At 47.7% G+C, this 19,912-nt stretch carries 12 protein-coding genes; 3 read left to right on the forward strand and 9 right to left on the reverse strand.

Translation table 11 applies throughout. The annotated features are described in order from the left end of the window. Position 1: 1 nt before the first annotated feature. Positions 2–4,534, reverse strand: coding sequence for an endonuclease (locus M3193_RS07405; RefSeq protein ID WP_251625643.1), 4,533 nt, complete (start codon positions 4,532–4,534; stop codon positions 2–4). A gap of 307 nt (positions 4,535–4,841) precedes the next feature. Then, complete coding sequence (locus tag M3193_RS07410) at positions 4,842–6,587, reverse strand: AAA family ATPase (RefSeq protein WP_251625645.1); 1,746 nt, start codon at positions 6,585–6,587, stop codon at positions 4,842–4,844. Between the two features lie 842 nt (positions 6,588–7,429). Between M3193_RS07410 and M3193_RS07415 the strand changes: the two genes are divergently transcribed. Further along, positions 7,430–8,122 (forward strand): C40 family peptidase, encoded by a 693-nt coding sequence (locus tag M3193_RS07415; RefSeq protein ID WP_251625647.1) that lies wholly within the window; start codon positions 7,430–7,432, stop codon positions 8,120–8,122. A 45-nt stretch (positions 8,123–8,167) separates the two neighbouring features. On the opposite strand, the gene M3193_RS07420 is transcribed toward M3193_RS07415, so the two are convergent. Then, a complete protein-coding gene (locus M3193_RS07420; protein ID WP_251625649.1) occupies positions 8,168–9,088 on the reverse strand; it encodes a patatin-like phospholipase family protein in 921 nt (306 codons plus the stop codon). A 450-nt stretch (positions 9,089–9,538) separates the two neighbouring features. Here M3193_RS07420 and M3193_RS07425 point away from each other — a divergent pair, with 450 nt between their 5' ends. Continuing rightward, entirely contained in the window at positions 9,539–10,597 is a 1,059-nt protein-coding gene (locus M3193_RS07425) for a YsnF/AvaK domain-containing protein (RefSeq protein WP_251625651.1), read from the forward strand. A gap of 385 nt (positions 10,598–10,982) precedes the next feature. Here the strand turns inward: M3193_RS07425 and M3193_RS07430 are convergent, their stop codons facing one another. Then, on the reverse strand, positions 10,983–11,459 hold the full coding sequence (locus M3193_RS07430; RefSeq protein WP_251625653.1) for a hypothetical protein: 477 nt from the start codon (positions 11,457–11,459) through the stop codon (positions 10,983–10,985). Between the two features lie 151 nt (positions 11,460–11,610). Here M3193_RS07430 and M3193_RS07435 point away from each other — a divergent pair, with 151 nt between their 5' ends. Beyond that, complete coding sequence (locus M3193_RS07435; RefSeq protein WP_251625655.1) at positions 11,611–12,033, forward strand: general stress protein; 423 nt, start codon at positions 11,611–11,613, stop codon at positions 12,031–12,033. A gap of 79 nt (positions 12,034–12,112) precedes the next feature. Here the strand turns inward: M3193_RS07435 and M3193_RS07440 are convergent, their stop codons facing one another. The 5 genes from M3193_RS07440 to M3193_RS07460 form a co-directional block, all read right to left on the reverse strand. Next, on the reverse strand, positions 12,113–12,910 hold the full coding sequence (locus M3193_RS07440) for an ABC transporter ATP-binding protein (RefSeq protein WP_251625658.1): 798 nt from the start codon (positions 12,908–12,910) through the stop codon (positions 12,113–12,115). Further along, positions 12,885–13,937: an ABC transporter permease gene (locus M3193_RS07445; protein WP_251625660.1), complete on the reverse strand. Its 1,053-nt coding sequence runs from the start codon at positions 13,935–13,937 to the stop codon at positions 12,885–12,887. Before M3193_RS07445 ends, M3193_RS07440 begins: the two co-directional genes overlap by 26 nt. A gap of 17 nt (positions 13,938–13,954) precedes the next feature. After that, positions 13,955–14,941, reverse strand: a complete 987-nt coding sequence (locus tag M3193_RS07450) for an ABC transporter substrate-binding protein (RefSeq protein ID WP_251625662.1) — start codon at positions 14,939–14,941, stop codon at positions 13,955–13,957. A 236-nt stretch (positions 14,942–15,177) separates the two neighbouring features. Continuing rightward, complete coding sequence (locus M3193_RS07455; RefSeq protein ID WP_251625664.1) at positions 15,178–15,924, reverse strand: hypothetical protein; 747 nt, start codon at positions 15,922–15,924, stop codon at positions 15,178–15,180. After that, positions 15,925–19,761 (reverse strand): AAA domain-containing protein, encoded by a 3,837-nt coding sequence (locus tag M3193_RS07460; protein ID WP_251625666.1) that lies wholly within the window; start codon positions 19,759–19,761, stop codon positions 15,925–15,927. Between the last annotated feature and the right edge of the window lie 151 nt (positions 19,762–19,912).

Raw genomic sequence — 19,912 nt, forward strand, 5'->3', positions numbered from 1 at the left:
ATTAAGATGCTTTCCTCAAATCATTTGTACCGGCTTTTTTCCAGATCGACTTCACCCATTCAGGATGGTCGATGAATGGGTTGCGGTTGCCTTGCAACTGTTCGATAACGTTGTTTCGGTTCATTTCAAACGCATCAACCGGGTCCATTTCATGCCACTCCAATAGGACGGAGAGCTTTCCATGGTACGGGTTGCTGCCATTGTTCAGCAGTTCATTCAACTCAAGGTCCACACGGTCTCCTGCTTCGTAGCGTGTTGCCATATAGAACAGCATCCTTGCTACGTCGCCTTTGACGCGATCAGGCGGTTCCCATGAATTGGCCGTTTTGAAGCAGCCGTCACAGCCTTTCACAGCACTTCCGCCATAATCAAAGTCCAAGTTGCCGCGAGCGCTGTTCACTTGGACGTCAGTCGGACGCAGATGGTGGATGTCCGTTCCGGGACCTATGCTCGTGCCGAAGTTGCCGTGCGATTTTGCCCAAACATGCTCCCGATTCCAGTCGCCTACATTCCCGCCGTTCCGATCTTTGGAGCGGGATTCACCGGAATAGAACAGGATGACATTGTTCGGATTGTCCGGATCTTTATCCGTCTCCTTCAAAGCGTCCCATACTTGCGCATAGGACAGCTTTCGGTGTTCGGAAATAATGTCGTGAAGTGCCGCTTTCAGTGCTTGCCCTTCCTTGCCAATTGCATTTTTGTAATAGCCATCCGCCGGCACCTCCGCTTTTGCGACAGTTACCGAGAAGCTCACTGTTACGGATTTGTCGCCGTCCGTTGCGGTCACTCCGACGATATGGCTGCCTTCTTCCAACTGCAGGGTCAGGACGTTCTTAGTCAGATCGACAGTCCCTTTCGTTGCGGAATATGTCAGCTTATCCCCGTCCGGGTCGCTGAAATGTCCGGAGAGGACGATTGAAATCGTCTCCCCGGCTTTTACTTCCTGATTTGGAATCGGCTTCGTGACGACCGGCGCATTATTCACCGTGGGCACGCCAATCCGCTTTCCTTTCGAATTGTAGAAGATGACTTTTGAAGCGTCTGCTCCTTTGACAAAGTCGATTCGCTTAATGTTTTCAGCGCCTCTGATTTCGAGCGGATGGGAGCCTTCGACGATGACACGGCCCATTTCCGCGCCCTTCATATCAACGATCAAACCTTTTTTCTTCGGCTGCAGGATGACGGTATTCGTTTTGAATCCTTCACCTGTCAGTTCGGCATAGTCCCCTTTCAAGTACATGCCGTCCTTCAATGACGATTGCGCGTCCATATAAACAGAGACGCTCGGTTCCGCAATCATTACTTGCTTTTTATGTTCATTAATAAGGTTATATTCTTTCATGATCGGAACAGGCTCCCAGACGACCGGCGCTTTGAAGCCGATTTGCACCATGACCGGGTCATGGTCGCTTGCACGTCCCGCCATATCCGTGAAGTCTGCGTTGATGTGCAAAATATCAATTTCTGTTTGATCTGCCAAGTTATTCGACACGAGAATATGGTCGAGCACTTGGGAATTGCCTTGATGCACGTATGAATAACGGTCAGCCTTAACGACACGGTTGATCATATTCGTCATCAGGTCGCCCTCGTGGATCTTCAAAGCAGCCGCAAATTGGAAGTCATTGAAGTCTCCGAGGGAAACGATGTTTGCATCCGGATTATCCGTCTTAATTTCGGAAATGAAATTATAGACGAGCTGTGCAATCTGTTTCCGCTGCGCTTCACTGCCATAGACCGGCGGCTGTTTGGAGCCGAATAATGGCGTATCTCCCGTTTTTGAATTCCAATGATTGACGATTGCGATGACCGACTCGCCTTGGAAATCGAATTGCGCAGCGAGTGGCTTCCGGCTGCTGTTGAATGCCGGGTCGTTCGGAGCGATCCGTCCAGGATTATGCGTCAGTTTGCCGTTCTCGTAATGAGCGGCAGTCGTCGCATCCCCTTTTGGCATGCCTTCCGTCAATGAAACGCGTGCAGGATTATAGAGGAATCCAACACGGATATTCGCGTTCGGTTGGCCGCCATCTTCGTTATTCACAGGATCGATATTGACGTATTCGTACTTCACTCCGCCTGCATCGACAATCGCTTGGATGAGGCGCTCGTAGCTTTGATTCGCACGGGAATCGCCAGCATCCGGTCCGTTATTGTCCTGTACTTCCGTCACACCGATAATGTCAGGGTTTTGCATATCCTGTACAAATGCCCTTGCCAGTTTCTTCGCTTTGTCATTCGTAGTCGTTTTTGTATTGTTCGAGAAGTTCTCCAAGTTGTAAGAAGCGATTGTCAGCTTGTCCGCATCCTTCACAATTGTCGTCTTCTCCGGCACTGCGTCGCCTTTTGAATGCGCTTGTTGCATGCCACTCAAAGACGTAAAGATCTTATAGTTTTGGAATGAATAACCGACAACCCCCGTGATCGGTCCCGCGAAACGGTCGCCCGTCGCGACTTCGAAATCACGTGCCGGCCCGTTCGGCTCCAATCGGAATTGGACCCGCTCCGCATTCTGGTCGTCTTCTTTCAACAGGATGCCGCCATTCAATGTTTCCGTTTCCGCATTTTCGAATACTGTAACAAGATCGCCGTGTTCCTGAGGTCCGACCGCTTTCACATTGCCGACTTGCACTAGCATCGCTTCTCGGCTTTCCCAGAAATCCGCGGCATATTTCGCCGGGTCGAATTCAGCGAACTGATGACTAGCGATTTTCTCTCCCGGCAAGTTTCCTTCATTAATAGTGAATGGCGTCGGCAGCGGAACATTGCGTTTGAGAATGTTCACTTTGCCGCCTTGATCATTACGGACGTTGATCTGTGTCGTCTTTAAATCCGTCTCCTGGCGGTCCGCATATCCGTCAATCGCATATTCGCTCACTTTTCCCGTGACAGAAACAAGATCTCCAACAGAAAGATTCCAAGCATCCCTTCCACTGTAAAGAACGATCGCTTCGGACGTGTTCAAATTGCCGTCGCGCTTGTCGTCCGGGGATTGGATATGATAGTACGTCGAGCCATTCAGCTCATATTTATACGTAACAATCCCTTCGACACCCTCTACGGTTTGTCCATCAAAAGGAGATGTGTGACCGTCCCCTTGGATGTCGTGAATTTTCAAGCTTTCTGTAATCGTATACTTTATTGTAGATACGTCGCCGAAACGACCGTCATCCGTTTTCACGACTGCCTTCACTGTCGTATCTTTTTGGATATCGATTGGCGTTGCGTATGTCGAGCCGTTTTCGATCGGACTTGTACCGTCCAATGTGTACAGGATTTTCGCTCCAGGCGTGCCTGTCTTCAATGAAACCTTTACACCGCCAACGAACGTGCCGCCTCCCGGACTAGCGACGACCGGCTGGATAACTGAACTGTCAACAACAATATCGACCGTTGAACGTGGGATGATTTGATAATCATTGTCGAACTGTTGGACAATCCCTGTGACTGAATCATAGGCTGTCCCGACAGTGAGCCCTAACGAAGCCGTCTCATCACGCACGATGAAATTACCTGTCCCGTCGGTTGCTATATAGTTGGCCCAGCCACTGCCAGCTTGTACATCGGATAGTATTGCGTTATGCACGGTGACGAGCTGTGATTCAACCTCTTCACCGACTTCCGATCCCGTAATGACGATTGGTTGCGGAACTCCTGCATCTTTCGTCACTTCGACGATGGCAGCTTTGTCCAATTGCAACAGACCCCGGTAATCGGCAAGTTCACCTGTCAATGTCACTTTGTCGCCGACTTGAACGTTCAAGCTTGTCGGTCTGACAGCGATTCCGCCCGTTCCGTCCTGGACTGAAATCGTATTTTTCAACTTGGCTGCAACCGTTCCTTGGATTGTCACCGCTTGCCCAAGTGACATGGAGCGTACATCATCGATAGTGGAAATATTGCCCGGATCATCCGGATTTCCTGGCTCTCCCGGGTCCGTCGGTGTCCCATCCATTTCATGCGACCCTAAATAATTGAATGTGTCCTTCGGATAAGAAATCCATTCGTCACCGCTGGTAAATGCATCTCCAGGATTCGAATCTCCTCTTGCAACGGATGGCTTCCGGACGAGCGTAACATCCGTCCCATAATTGGCACGGGTTCCAACTTGTCCGAATGAATCTACGGTTGTGCTGCCTTTCTTTAGGACGAGTGCATCATCTCCGTTGAAATTGATGACGCTTACATTCACAAGATCACTTTTATTTATTAACTCATCCGCAGCATCGCGATGAACTAAGACAAACGTCTCACCATGTCCTAACGTGCCGGACAATGACAATCTTGCGGTCGACGCTGTTGCACCGTTCGCATACAACTCCAACGTGTAATTGCTCAAATTAACAGCTTGTCCAGTTCCGTTGTAAAGCTCGATTGCTTTATTGAAGCTACTACCTTCAACATACTCGGAAATGAACAGATCTGCAGCAACCGATTCAGCTTTCACAACTGCCGGAATCGATGGCACAACCATCGTTACTGCTAACCCAGCCGCCAAAAAGCCGTTCAAACGCTTCTTCCATCTCTTACTCCGCATGTAACCATTCTCCCTTCAAATTTGAAAAATACATGGTGCATTGCGTGAAGATCGTCCGTAACCGCTCCCTTTCCATATTAGTGTGATAGACTAATAGACTTCATTTCCATCGTACCACTGCATGTATCGCCTGACCATGCGACTTTTTGCAATATTTTGCTATTAATTTGTAAATCTTTCGACATGTATTTTAGAAGGGATTGGGTGAGAATAGTTGGAGAAAGTCGAGATTATCTTTTTCAGCGGTGAGGTATTTTATTTCACAAAAAACTCCCTAGCCCAATCGGACTAAGGAGTTTTTGACTTATTACACGATGATTACTAGCTCTTTCACTTCTTTGACACCTTTTCCATCGACGATTTCCTGCACTTCCGAGCCGTCCAATGTCTCCTTTTGGAATAAAACATTGACCAACTCCTCGAACTGTGCGGCATTTTCACGAAGTAACGATTCCGTGTTTTTCAATGCCTCGCCGAAAATCGCTTGCATTTTCAACTCTTTTTCGCCTTTATTGAACGTCAGCATGAAACTGTCTTGCAGCAACCCTGTATCGACCATCCGCTCGATGATGTCTTTCGCCTGCTGGACATCACCGCTGACACCGATGCTATGCTCACCGAGATATAGCCTCTCCGCCACGCCGCCTGCAAGAATCATGCTTACTTGATCAAGCAATTCACTCGCCGTCTGTAAATGAAGTTCCTTCTGGATCGGCGCGACGTAGCCGAGCGCTTGTCCCCTCGGAATGATTGTCGCTTTACGGACGGAGCCCGGTTTTGTTATCGCTGCGATTAATGCATGACCTGCTTCATGGATTGCAACCCTTCTTTTCGTATCAGGGTCGTTCAGCGTACGCGATGTGCTGCCTAGGATAGTCCGGTCGATTGCAAAATCGAGATCACTTTTGCCGATCTGTTCGCGGCCGTCACGTATTGCCCGTTTGCTCGCCGTCTCGAATAAAGAGCTGAGCTCGGCACCGGAAAATCCGGATGTGCTTTCCGCCAATACATCCAGCGATGCATACACTTCCTCCGCCAATAGCCGGCCTTTCGTATGGATATCGATAATTTCACGACGACCATGCGTGTCAGGCAGCGGTACATTGAACGTATAATCGATGCGTCCCGGACGGAGAAATGCTTCATCGAGCATATCTTTCCGGTTCGTCGCTGCGATGAAAAGGATTCCTTCATTATCATTGCCGCCGTCCAACTGAACGAGCAGCTCCGTCAATGTCTTCTCGGATTCTTCGCCGCCATGTTCCTTCCGTTTCCCCGCAAGCGCGTCGACTTCATCAATGAAAATGACGGCTGGCCGTTGCTTGCGGGCGTTTTGGAATAATGTACGTACACGAGATGCACCGACACCGACAAACAGCTCCGTAAATGCGGAACCGCTGGATGAATAGAAAGTGGCGCCGATTTCACGGGCAATTGCTTGCGCCAGCAATGTTTTCCCGGTTCCGGGAGGTCCGTACAGAAGAATTCCTTTCGGCGCTTGAATTCCGACTTGCGTAGCACGCTTCGGATCTTTGATGATCGACAGCGTTTGGTGGATCTCTTCCTTCATCTCTTCCGGAAGCCCACCAATGTCGTTAAGTGTAATTTCCGGAAGTGGAGTCGCTTTCGATGCCCCATTCTTCATCGAAGAAACGCCGACCCCGAGCTTCCCTTTCTTATGAAGGATCATCAATGTCAAAAACGATGCGAGTATGAAACCGCCGATGAACAGGCCATTGTATTGGCTTGCATCAGCAAATGTATAGGAAATATTATATTTTTCAACCAATTGTTCTGCGAGTTGGCTTTGCGGACGGACCTGGGTTACATAGAGCCCATCTTGCGTTTTTAATTGCAAAGTGCCATCTGCCTTCTCCTTTAGGGATAGATGCTTTCCTTCTTGAGCCTGGATCGTCTTTTCAAATTCAGAAAACGACACATTCATACCTTTATTTGCACCCGACACGACATACCATCCGACACTTGCTGCTATTCCAATGACTAAAATGACAAGGACGACAATCTTCGTTGCAAATGTAGACTTAGGCTTCAAGCCATCCCCAACTCCCTTATTAAAGATACTATTAGTATATAAGAAATAGGGACGATTGAACAAGAAGAAAGATATAGAAATAGTGACAATATTATTACGTTAACTGGCTTGCTTGCGGTCTTTATCCGGCTAGCTTATGATCATCCATAATAAAAATATCATTTTCACCGACTAGGTTTTTCCATCCTCTCGTAAGTAAATGGATCATGTAAACTTTGCGTCATGATAAAACAAATTTACTCTTGCCATCCAGCCCCATCCGTGCTATACTAAATCAGTTAACGCCATAGTAACTTTTAATTTGACATGGCATTCTACGTACTGTTTTTGAGGACACTTATTCACACTGGCGCGGCTAAAGGGTCGCAAGGACGCAAGAGATGGTAGGGCTTGCGTTGCTTAAGGATAGAAGACACCCAGTGGAAAATGACCGCGGCATTGATCATTTTCAATAGAATCCGGATCACGGATCTTTAGATGGACATAAACTTCAACAATAAAAGTTACTATACAAAAATAAGGGTTGCTTCTCATTCGTGAGAGCAACCCTTTTCCAATTCAACCGATTCAATATACTTTACTCCATCCGTTCTTCCCTTTCTGCTTCGATCATGTGCAAAGCAACTTGTTATCTTCCAACTAGTAATTTCCCTCTACATTTGGAAAGAACAACCTCTGTTCCTATATATGTACGAATATTAACGGCCTGTAATATGGTTGTAATACTTCTGTAACATTGTTGCCTCTGTCTTGTAACATTAGGTCTCTACAATTGGAACAGTGATCAACAAGACATTAGTAAAATCTAAAACCATAAAGATAATGGTAGATAGGGGTATAGTGTGAAGAAAGTTGCTTTATCGTTATTCGTAGCAGGTTCATTGGCATTTGGATTTACGGCAGCAGATGCGGAGGCAAGTACTCCTTCAGCACAAACCGTATCGGCACATACAGGGACATATTCCACAGCTTATAATGTAAATATCCGTTCCGGAGCAGGAACAAACCATAAAATTGTTTTATTAGCGAAAAAAGGTACAAAAGTCACGTACGTCAGCGAAAAGAAAGTCGGCAAAGAAGTATGGTATCAAGTGAAAGTGAATGGCAAAACAGGCTGGGCGCTCAACACTTTATTGTCAAAGCAATCAGTGACAATAGCGAAAAGCAATACGAATGCCTCCCTTTCAAACGATGTTGTACAACGTGCAACTAGAATGACAGGCATTCCTTATCGTTTTGGCGGAACAACGACAAAAGGGTTCGACTGCAGCGGATTCGTCCAATACGTCTATAAGCAATCCGGCAAATCGGTCGCCCGTGATACATTAGGGCAATTCGCGCAATCTAAAAAAGTGAGCAAGCCTCAACCGGGAGATTTGGTATTCTTCCAAAACACGTATCGTAAAGGGATTTCCCATGTCGGGATTTACGTCGGCAACAACAAGTTCGTCCATGCGGGCGGAAAGCAATCCCAAGTCATCAGCTTGAACAATAGCTACTGGAAATCGAAATTCCATAGTTTCAAGAGATTATAATATAAGCATAACCGCTTGCACACTTATGTGCAGGCGGTTTTTTGCTTAGACAATCATCCTGAATTTCCGAGTTCCTTCCATTGAATGCGACCAGGTTTTCAAAAACTCATCCGTGCGTGACCGTCCGATTGCCATCAACGCATCCTTCTGTTCATCTTCCATATCGAACTGGGTCGCGCTGTATTGATCGACCGGTATAAAGATGATGTCCTTTTCATGCTTCCGGGAAATATAACGCTCGTCGTGTGCGTTCTTCATCGTGGAAAACAATGCCTCGAACAAGTTGAGAGCATTGTTGATTTCCTTGCCGCCCACCTGATCCTTCCGATGGCTCAGTTTCATGCCGATCAATGGACGCTCACGCCTGCCTTCCGCATCATCGAAAACCCACATCGGGAAATTGCTTAGCACCCCGCCGTCGACGACGATCGTTTCTCCGGTCGGCGCCTTAAAACGGACGGGCTCAAAGAAGAATGGAATCGTACAACTCATCCGAAGCGCGCGTGCGATTGAAAACATTCCCGGCTCGATGCCATAGTGGACAAGATCGTCGGGCAGTACAATCATTTTTCCGTGTGTCAGATCAGACGCCACCAGTTTAAGCGATCCTTCCGGCAAATCCGCGAAATTGTAAACCCCTTTTGCCGACAGCTTTTCGAAAAACCAGTCCTCGAGGGCATTCCCTTGGTAAAGACCCATGCGCCAATAGAGCAGCAGCCATTTCATGAATGGTATTGGAAGAATCATCTTCCGGGGATCGAGCAATAATTTCAAATCCTCTTCCTGCATCATCTGCTCGATTTCCTTGCCCGTATAGCCTGCGGCAATGAAGCACGCGAGGATTGCCCCCGCACTCGTCCCCGCCACTCGTTTGAAGCGATACCCCTTCTCCTCCAATGCCTGGTACGCACCGACCAATGCAAACCCCTTCAATCCGCCACCTGCAAATACCCCATCAATTAACACAGCATCCCTCCCATGGCGTTGTTACACTATAATCCTTGGCGACGGAATGTAGAACTTGAAAGGTAAATCTGGTGTTCTTTGAGCGCGGCAACTGCATTCTTGAGCACGACAACTACATTCTTGAGCGCGAAACTGTATTCTTGAGCGCGGAAACTTCATTCTTGAGCGCGGCAACTGCATTTTTGAGCGCGAAACTGCATTCTTGAGCACGAAACTGCATTCTTGAGCGCGACAACTACATTCTTGAGCGCGGAACTGCATTCTTGAGCGCGAAACTACATTCTTGAGCGCGGCAACTGCATTCTTGAGCGCGAAACTGCATTCTTGAGCGCGAAACTGCACTCTTGAGCGCGACTTCCTAGTAGTTCTTTCATTCAAGGAAGTTTCCATCCTGTGAGATTGGGTATTTAAAAGACTGTACCATCAATCATAGAGAAGGAGAGATATAACATGAATGATAAAAAATTTATCGGTATGTATCACAACGACTCGGAATTGATGACGAAAATAGACGACTTGAAAGCTCAAGGAATCGATGGAGAAAATATTTATGTCATTGCGCAAGATGATTCAGATGTAACGATGTTCCAAGGAATGAAATATGGGGATGTGCAGACGGCCCCTGAATCATGGTTTGACCGTTTCATGAATTTCTTGACGGGTGAAAACCATGTCCGGAGCATGCTGCATGAAGCAGGCGTCGCTGATGGCGATATGGACAATTATTATAATGAAATCCAAAATGGCGGGAAGCTGCTGTATGTAGATGAAGGCGAAGTGAATCGACTTCATGCGAATAGCAACGGACGCTTCGGCATTGTTGATGCGGGCGTCGATCCAAACTTAGGTGCAAACCGTGTCTCCGAGTTTGAGGAAAATGAATTGAATCGATCGCAATACGATGCAACGTCTGCGGCATTCCAAGATTCCAATCTGTATGATGGAACAAACGAGACGATCGGACGAGTCGGTGGCGAAGCGCTGCGCAGCCAGTCTGACTATGAAACACCTCCGAACAGCGGATATGGGTATACGAACAACTTGAATGATACCAATCAATTCGATCGAAATATGCAAGAAGAAAAAATGCGCTTGCGTGAGGAAAGACTCCGCGTGGATAAAGAAGAGGTCGAAAGAGGCGAAGTCACGCTCCATAAGGATGTCGTTGAAGAAGAACAGTCCTTCGATGTCCCTGTCATGCGTGAAGAAGTTTACGTCGAACGCCGCCCAGTCAATGAGTACGACTCGGATGTGGATGAATTCAAAATGATGCAGGATGAGGAAACGATCCGCGTGCCGATCACTGAGGAACGCTTGGAAGTGACAAAGAAACCGTATGTCACTGAGGAGATCGTTGTTGGAAAACGACAAGTCGTCGATACTGAATCAGTGAATGAAACCGTTAGACGCGAAGAAGCTCATTTAGAGCAATCAGGTGAAGTCGATGTACAAGATGAATTCGTCGATGAGCCTACGATGCGCAATAAATGGGATGACGAGCGCTTTTGAGTAAGCAGAATACGATAAAGACCCGCAGAGCTGGAGAGTGCTCTGCGGGCTTTTCTGTGTTAAAAGTGCCTATAGTTGGGGTGAGACACTTTTTCGAGTTGAGATGATGCATTGTTAAGGCGTTTTTGACCGCTTGAAGATGGGATTACTTGGCAAGGATGCTGTCTCTGCCCGATGCTCTCTATTCATTTTTACCAGATGTGTAACGAATGGCTTGTTCACCTCCTTGATGTGAAGAAATCCCATCTGTTTTTCAAGGGTCCTTATACTGTATTACTGTTATTTCATTACATATAGGACGTCTGCTTGGTTGTCCATAATTAATTATCAAAATCGGGACAAATGGAGGGAAAGAACGACAAAAAAGTTCAATCCGGGAGACGCTTCACCCATCGCCCGGATTGAACTTTCGATTTGCGAGCATCTTCTCCTGATTGGCATTGAGCCTGTCGAGCATGACCAGCACATCATGCAGATCATCATATTGGTGGACCGTGAATTCGCGCATCGACATCCGATGGTTCTGAAAGCTCTTGCGCAGGCGGAAAACGGCTTGCCCCTGTTTCCCAAGCTCTTCCCGTATGGCCTCCTGCCTGATTGACTCTGACCTCAATCGTTCATGCACTTCCCAAATCCTATCCCGCAAATGAAGATAGCGGTTCCGTTGTGCATGCTGTTGGCTGGAAACAATGTCTACAATTTCACAGCAGACTTTTTCCAACTTTTCGACCGCAGTCAACAGCTGCGCATTGACTGCACTTTGCTCTTTGATGAATTCCAAATGCGGATTCCAGACAAATCGATCTTGATTCGCCGGAAAACCGGTCGGCTTATCACGATGATGAATTCTTGAACTCTCCAAATTGCAAGCTCCTCCACCGAGTCTTTCTTCTATACTATGTCTTCAGGACTGCCTATTGTTCCCATTTTAAATTGAATAGATGATGATATTTGTTTCCTTTTCCCCCAACAAGGGTATTTTCCGAAGACAAAGACGGTTGAGGAGGTACACTATGAAGAAAACATTTATCGGATCATTTCCGAACAGCGAACGATTGATGTCTAAAATCTTGGAACTGAAGCATGAAGGCGTGAAGGAAGAGGATTTGTATATCGTCATGAAGGATGATTTGGCGATTGATGAATTGCGGAGCAGTGCGCTCCAAGAAGGTGAGGACTCCCCATATAACCTTTTCAATCATTTCATGGGATTTCTTGCCGGTGAACATAACGTACGCCGCTTGCTGAAGGACGCCGGCTTCTCCGACCAGGAAGCAAAACGGTATTTCGATGCTGTTCAGGAAGGCGCTTTGCTACTTTATATGAATGGGAAACTGAAGAAAGAACACAACAATGAACCGATAGCAGTTGAAAGGCAATATGAAGGCTACAAACCAATTCCGTTCGATGAAACCGAGGCAAGTTCTGATTATTGACGCAAAAATGGGGCGCCCTGGAAAGTCCGTACAAACCGACTTCCTGGGCCGCCCCTTATTCTATTTGCGAACTAGTTCATCAAACTACTAGAAGCGCTTTATCACTCGTTAATTTTTCACCGCGAATGCGTTGGAATTCAGCCATCAGTTTATCAATTGTGAGTCCCTTCTTTTCTTCTGCTCCCACTTCCAATATGATCTGGCCTTTGTCCATCATAATCAGTCTGTTTCCGAGGTCCAGTGCCTGTTGCATATTATGTGTAATCATGAGCGTTGTCAATTGATCTTTTTCTACAAGCTCTTTTGTTAAATTTGTAATCAATTCCGCACGGGACGGGTCGAGAGCTGCTGTATGCTCATCTAGCAGCAAAATTGACGGTTGGGTAAATGTCGCCATTAGCAAAGATAGCGCCTGGCGCTCTCCGCCCGATAACATGCCGACTTTTGCATTCAACCTATTTTCCAAATTCAAATGTAACGTTTCCAGCGAGCTGCGGAAAAATTCCCGGCGTTTTTTATCAACGCCTCTCCGCAACATTCGTTTTTTATCCCGTGAATAGGCCATTGCCAAGTTTTCCTCGATCGTCATCGAAGGGGCGGTACCTGCCATCGGATCTTGGAATACCCTTCCGATCAATCGTGAACGTACATACTCCGGTAACTTTGTTACATCGTTGCCCGCAATTTCAATTCTTCCAAAGTCAGGCGTCAGGGCACCGGAAATCATGTTTAACATCGTCGATTTTCCAGCTCCATTGCTTCCAATCACGGTCACGAAGTCACCGGATGACAACTCTAGATTGATTTCATCCAATGCAATCTTTTCATCAGGCGTTGCTTCATTAAATACTTTATTTATCTGTTCGAGCTTCAACAAGTGCCGTCCCCTCCTTGTTGAGAGAATAATTGCGTTCGGCCGAACGTTCCATATGACGCCTAGCCTTTCTTGCTTTTTCACGTCTCTTTTCAAAATACTGCGGTAAAATCAATGCACTGATGACAATAACCGCGGTGATCAACTTCATATCCCCTGTATCGAGGAAATCGACTCGCAGCGCAAGCGCTAGAACAATCCGGTAAATGATTGCCCCTGCAATAACCGCAAAAGTCGTCCGTACAATCGTTTTTGTTCCAAAGATCGCTTCGCCGATAATGACCGAGGCTAAACCGATGATGATCATTCCGATTCCCATGCCGATATCAGCGGACTTTGCGTATTGTGCGAATAACGCTCCCGAAAAGGCTACGAGCGCATTCGAGAAACCGAGACCGATGATGACGAGTGTATCCGTGTTCGCCGATAGACTCCTAATCATTTTTTTATTGTCTCCTGTTGCCCGGATTGCAAGCCCTACTTCAGTTTTCAAGAACCAATCCACAATAAATTTAATGAGCAATACGATGATCGCCATGATGAAGACAGTTCCCCATGTAGAGGGCAAGTAGCGGACACCAAGCATACTGAAAAATTGATTGAATGCATTATCAATGCCAAGGGGGGCGAAAAACGCTTGAAATTTACTAAACAACGTCTCCGCATTTAATAAAGGAATATTAGGGCGACCAATTGAATTTTCAGATGTCAGGCCCATAATGCGCAAATTGATGGAATACAATGCAATCATCATTAATATTCCAGAGAGCAGCGGATTGATCTTTCCTTTCGTATGTAAAAGACCAGTTACACAGCCTGCCAAGAAGCCGATGATAAGTGCTACTGCCGTTGCGATGGCTGGATGATAGCCGAATAGTATCATAGTAGCTGCAACTGCAGCACCCGATACAAAGCTCCCATCCACCGTCAGATCCGGGAAATCCAGCACTCGGAATGATAAATACACTCCGAGCGCCATGATTGCAAAGATGATCCCTTGTTCAACAGAGCTGAAAATTGCTGAAAACATAAAGAATCATCTCCTATTCATTCACTAAATTCAGCTTTCCATTCGTCTTTAATGGAGAGCCCAATTGTTGCTGCCGTATCTTCGTTCATGATGAGTTTCAAGTTTTGCGGAACTTGGACAGGTAAATCAGAAGGTTTGCTTTCACCTTTTAAAATCTTCACAGCCATTTCACCAGCTTCATAGCCGATATCATAATACTCAAATCCATATGCTGCCAAACCGCCTCGTTTGACAGAGTCGAATTCCCCGACCATCATCGGCAGTTTTTGTTCATTCGCAACTTGAACCACCGATTCCAGTGCTGATACAACTGTGTTATCCGTAATGATGTACAAGGAATCCACTTTGCCGATCAATGATTCTGTCGCTTGCTTCACATCTGCGGACGTAGCAACAGAAACTTCCACAACCGTCATATCCATGTCTTTCAGAATTTTTTTCACTGCATCCACTTGCGCACGGGAGTTTGCTTCTCCAGAGTTGAATACCATGCCGACCTTCTTCGCGCCTAATTCCTCTTTCAGGAACTTCATTGTATTCGGAATCGCATCTGGATGATTATCAATCGTACCCGTAACATTTCCGCCCGGGTTTTCCAGTGATTCAACGAGTTCAGCACTGACAGCATCCGTAACAGAAGTGAAAACGATCGGAATATCCTTCGTTGCACCTGCAACAGCTTGCGCGCTCGGCGTCGAGTTTGCAAAGATCAGGTCGACTCCTGAACTAACGAGATTCGTTGCAATCGTCGTATTTGCACTGTTATCCCCCTGAGCAATCTGAGGATCATATTCAGCTTTGATTCCCGCATCTTCCAGAGCCTGCTTAAAGCCGTCAAATGCTGCATTCAAGGATGGGTGTTCGACAATTTGCGTCACACCGATTTTATAGGTCTTTTCCTTTTCATCAGTGGTCGCACTTCCTCCTGACGATGTGCCGCACGCTGATAGGAGCAGTGCAGCCCCGACAATCGCTACCATTGCTTTTCTCCAATTAGTCCTCATTTTGTATCCCCCTGTTTGTCAGTTCTATTTCTCTACTGCTGGACAAGTTTGCAAATTCTACACAATATTTTAACTTGTACAGCAACGTTGTAGATATATTACATGTAATATCCCGACATTACAAGACTATAAATAGTATTGCGAATTACCAATTAATATCTATTGACAAAATCCACGCAAAAAAACAGCCAATCGACGGTACAATACCGACAATTGGCTGCTCTCCATTTTGTTGATTATTCTGCTAAGTACTTCTCACGCCACTCCGTCAACTCATTTTCCATGATCTGATTTTCGAGCGTTTCGTCCCACTCGCCCGTCAGCGTATTCCATACGCGCGCATAAAGCCGGCCGTCTGCGGTTTGATGCAGTCTGAACTCGATGCAGGGGAAGGATTGCCGTTCCAGTTCTTTAACGGACGTAATCGCATGGACGACGAGTTGCACATCGCCTGCCTGGTAGGTCACGTCCAACAGGTCGAGCGCTTCCCGCCACTCGTCATCAGTGAACTCCTTCAACTTGCGGAATTCCTTTGCAAGCCGGTACGCCTCTCCAGCGCCGCCATCCTTCGGCTCAACCGTTAGGAATCGGCCATGCGTTGGGCTGTAATGGACGGTTGATTCGTCCTTCTCCGGCGGCTGTATATAGATGCCCGATTCGAGCTGCTGCCTTCCCGTTTGCGTCAATGAATAAGCGCCGCCGCTTTTTGCAATCATTCCCGCCCGGTCCATCCGATCGATGACGTCCTGAATGAAAAGCGGTTCGACAATCAGCATGTCGCTCAATTCTTTCACTGAAGTGAACTGAGATGTGCGGAAAGCGACCAACAGCATTTTCATTAAAATATCCATCTTCGTACGCTTCACCGTTTCATACTCGATATCCATCACTTGGACCGGCACTGACCATCTCGCCGTCTCGAGCAATTTCACGTTCAGGTCCCGCAGCAATTCATCGCGGAGCCGCTTTTCCAATGCGTCCATTCATCCATTCCTTTCCGAGCCTGCAAGGGATAGTTCCTTGAAGCCGCCCTGCAGTTTCACCTGTTCGACAAGCCGGGCGTACATCGCCTTCGTCTCCGCTCTCCTCGGTCGCTTCGTGAACATTTCCGAGCTGCCGACGATAATGAGCAATTCCCTCGCCCTTGATAATGCGACATTCAAGCGGCGATAGTCTTCGGCGAAGCCGATTGTGCCGCTCGGCTGCTGATGATTCCGCACGAAACTCAAAATGATGATGTCCATTTCCATCCCTTGGAATTTATCGACAGAACCCGTCCGGCAATGCAAATGCTTCGGCATGATTTCCTGTTCAATGAGCCGGTCGATGCGCTTCACTTGTTCCCCGTAGAAGCTAATGACGCCGACGCTTTTCTTCTCGTCGGGCTTCATCCGGCCTTCCCGCTTCGCCAGCATCGTTGCTTCTTCGATATCCACTAGCAATTCCCGAATCCTATTCAGCTCAGCTTCATTGTATAGACTCGTACCGCCTTTCACTTGTGCTTCGAAAAACGCAGGTTCATTCGGCATATCAAACCATAGAAGATGATCATCCCGTTTAATGTATTTCGACGTCAGCAAATGATCGCGGGCTGCATCCGAATCGGACAGGCCGCACTGCAGACGGTACTGGCCATCGACATAAAACGGCGCAATCGTCTCCATGATCTCCTCATGCATCCGGTATTGGATGCCGAGCATCGTCTTATTCTGCTTCGGCAATGTCCTGAACAGACGCTCGAACAGCGATTCCTTCAGCATGCCGCTCAGTTCTTCCTTTTCGGCCTCGTCCTTGATCTCCTCGATGAACTCCTCCATCGTCTCCCTGCCGACAAGCGGCGGGAGCTGATGATGATCTCCGACGAGGACGATCTTCTTCCCTTTCAGCATCGGCAGCAATAATTCAGGCGGTGTCGCTTTTGACACTTCGTCGATGATGACGACATCGAATTCCGGATAATCCTCCATGAAATCACGTCTCGCGGAAGCGACACAAGTTGTCCCGATGACGTTCGCATGCTTCACATACAGCTTGCGGATCTCATCCAAGTCAAACTCTCCCGCCCCGGCAAGCATGCCGCTCCATTCATCTTGCAGCATCCGTGCAACCGGCATCCGGTCAAGCTCCTGCTGCAAATCGAGGACTTTTGCAGATTTCCCGGCAATGTCCTCAGTCAATTCCTTCTTCCGCTTTTCCGGTTCGGAAAGGATGATTTCCTCGAGGGCGTGAATCTGCTCCTCAAGTTGTATCACCCGGTCTTCTGACTCCGCTTTTTCCAGCCGCATTGCTTCTGAGTCACGTTGCAAAGCTGCAAGCTGTTCGGATGTCCGGATCGACTTCGACGCATTCTCTTCGAATGCAAGTTCAATTCGTTGGAATAAACCTTTCCGCTCCTCAAAGCCGGCAAGCGCTTTGTCGAGCTCTTCAATCTTGTTCTCGACGTCCTGCCGATACACTTGCTCGTCAACATGTACAGCGAGCTCCGAGCTTTCTTCCTTCAATTGCAGAAGCTGTTCTTCGTGCTCTTTGACTGTCCGTTCGGCGGCTCCCACCTGCTCTTCAATCTCTTGAATATGAGCAGTCATTTCATCCCTGATCTCATTTTTCAAAGCGGTGAATCGGCCCGCCGCCTCTCGATCGGATGATGATTTGATCGACGCAGAAATTTTCCGTACGTCTTCCGCTTTGCCGTATAAATAAGCGAGATTTTCGGTAAGCCGGTGCAAAAGTGTCGCCTTTTCGGCAGTTGCCGGCGCGGCCAAAATCCGTTTTGTCGCAGGGTTCACAAAGAATCGGCCGATTTTATCAAGCATGTCATGCATCTCTTCAGCCGTTTTGTATGTATCGTCCTGTTTGCTTCGGACCTGTTCGACCGCGAAATGATGCTTCCGAAGCAGATTTTCCGCATGACTGATCCCATTCGTCAGACGCTCCTCCACTTCCTTCCATTCGAGAAGCGCATACGGATAGGTGCCATTTTGAATATCACCGCGTAAACGGCGGAGCGTATTCATTTCAAGGCTTGTCGGAAGCGATGGTTTGATAGTATGCGCCGCGAAGAGCCCTTCCAGCTCCTGCAGCTTCCGCACGTCCGATAATTCTTCGATGAAACGCGGCATCGATCCTACCTTCAAACTGTTCGCTGCCGCTTCTTCCGTCAATCTCCGGATTTCCATTTCCGCGTAGTCAATCGCTTCGATCGTTTGGAAATAGCGCAGCTTTTTGCGATTCACAGCCAATTCCAGCTCTGCCTCAGCCATCTTTTCTTGCAATTCCGGGCTAATTGAAGCATCTTCCTTTTCCTGTTGCAACCTGTCCTTTTCAATTGTCAGCTTTTCAAGTATCCCGGCTAATTCATCCAGTTGCTGTTCAATCGAATCCTGTCTTTCGTCAAGCTTCGACTGCAACTTTTTCAAGGAATCCAACTGACCATGCAAGTCTTTGCTTTCCGTCTCGGCGGCTTGTTTCTCAGCTATACGCCGGTCCATCTCTTCCCGTTCCGCCCTCAGACGTTGCTTTTCTTCTTCGAGACTTTTAATCTCCTCAGCGATCTCCTTCTCCCGAGTTGCTCGCTTTTCCCGTTGTTCATTGACCGCTGCCAACGTTTCGTCCCGCCAGTAGGAAGCGACATTCTCTTCGATGAATCGCTTCCCTTCCTCTTCGATGCTCTCCGTCCGTCCATAGCGCAAAATGCGGATGCCCGGATCGGACAGCAGCCTGCCGAGCGCATTGTCGACCGCCAAATTCGACTGCGAAGCGACGAGCGTCCGTTGCCCCGCCAACATGAGCTGGTGGCAAAGCTCCGAGATGACTGTCGTTTTCCCAGTCCCTGGAGGTCCCTGGATTACATACAGATCATGCGCAGACATCGCGCCGGTGACCGCTTCACGCTGGAACTCATTCAACGGATGATGGAACTCGAGCTCCTGCCGCTTATTCGTAATTTGGACGACAGGCCGTTCCTCGAACAGCACTTTCTCCAAATTGGCATTTGCCGCAAATCCGTCTTGCAGATCCTTGAATCCTTTCCGTAGCCGGCGAATTTGGCTCAGCTCGGCGAAATTGCTGAAGACGATTTCACGGGCGCCATTCGGCAATAAAGAGCCGCGCCTTGCAACCGCTTGGTATTTCCGGTTCAGCTCGATCTTCACGGAACGTCTTCCTCGATTTACATCGATAACCGTTCCGAGATCATCGCTTGAACCTTTCAGTTTTGCGCTAAATCCGTTGATCGAACCCCAATCTTTCGCTTCCAATCCGCTGCAAACGATCGTCAGCTGACTGAACGATTCATTGATGATAGGTTGTGAAAAATGGGCGGTCACATCCGCGACATCCGCATTTTTCTCCTCGATCCTCAAATATCCTTCCCAGCTCTTAATCCGTTTTTCCACATATGCTGAACGCTCTTGCGCAATCGGAAGCTCCCGGAGGCTCGTATAGAGTTCGATCGGCATTGGACTGCCTGTACGCCGGTTGACGGCGAATGCCAAGCGGACGCCAAGTCGGCGATTCGTCCGGACAGGCTCTTTCCGCCCTTTCACTCTGAAGCTTATCGCAAGGAAGCCTTCATTTTTATAGACGCACTCCAAGACGGCAACGCGTTCGTTCAAGTGGTTGGCGAGCTGCGGATTTTCCTCTGGGCCGAAGTAGAAGGAGAATGTCATGTTGTCTTGTTTTGCGGGAAGTTTTTCGATGTAGACAGAGAAATTTGCCTGCATGGAAAAGAGCTCGTTTTCGTCGATCGCCCAGTTTCCAATTTCCTTGCGCGCCCGCTGCGTCATATCGAGCCGGCAGTTCATCACTTCACTTTTTTTCATCATGACATCCTCCTTTCTGGTCCTTATCCAATATAATTCCGAAATAAAACCGTACGTTCTATCATACAACAAAAATGGTTCCTGATTCATTAGAAATCCTGAAATAGAATTTGTTGCAATCGTTTCCCGCTTCAGAAATCCGGGTATTGCA

This window comes from Sporosarcina luteola, assembly GCF_023715585.1.
Classification (GTDB): Bacteria; Bacillota; Bacilli; order Bacillales_A; family Planococcaceae; genus Sporosarcina; species Sporosarcina luteola_D.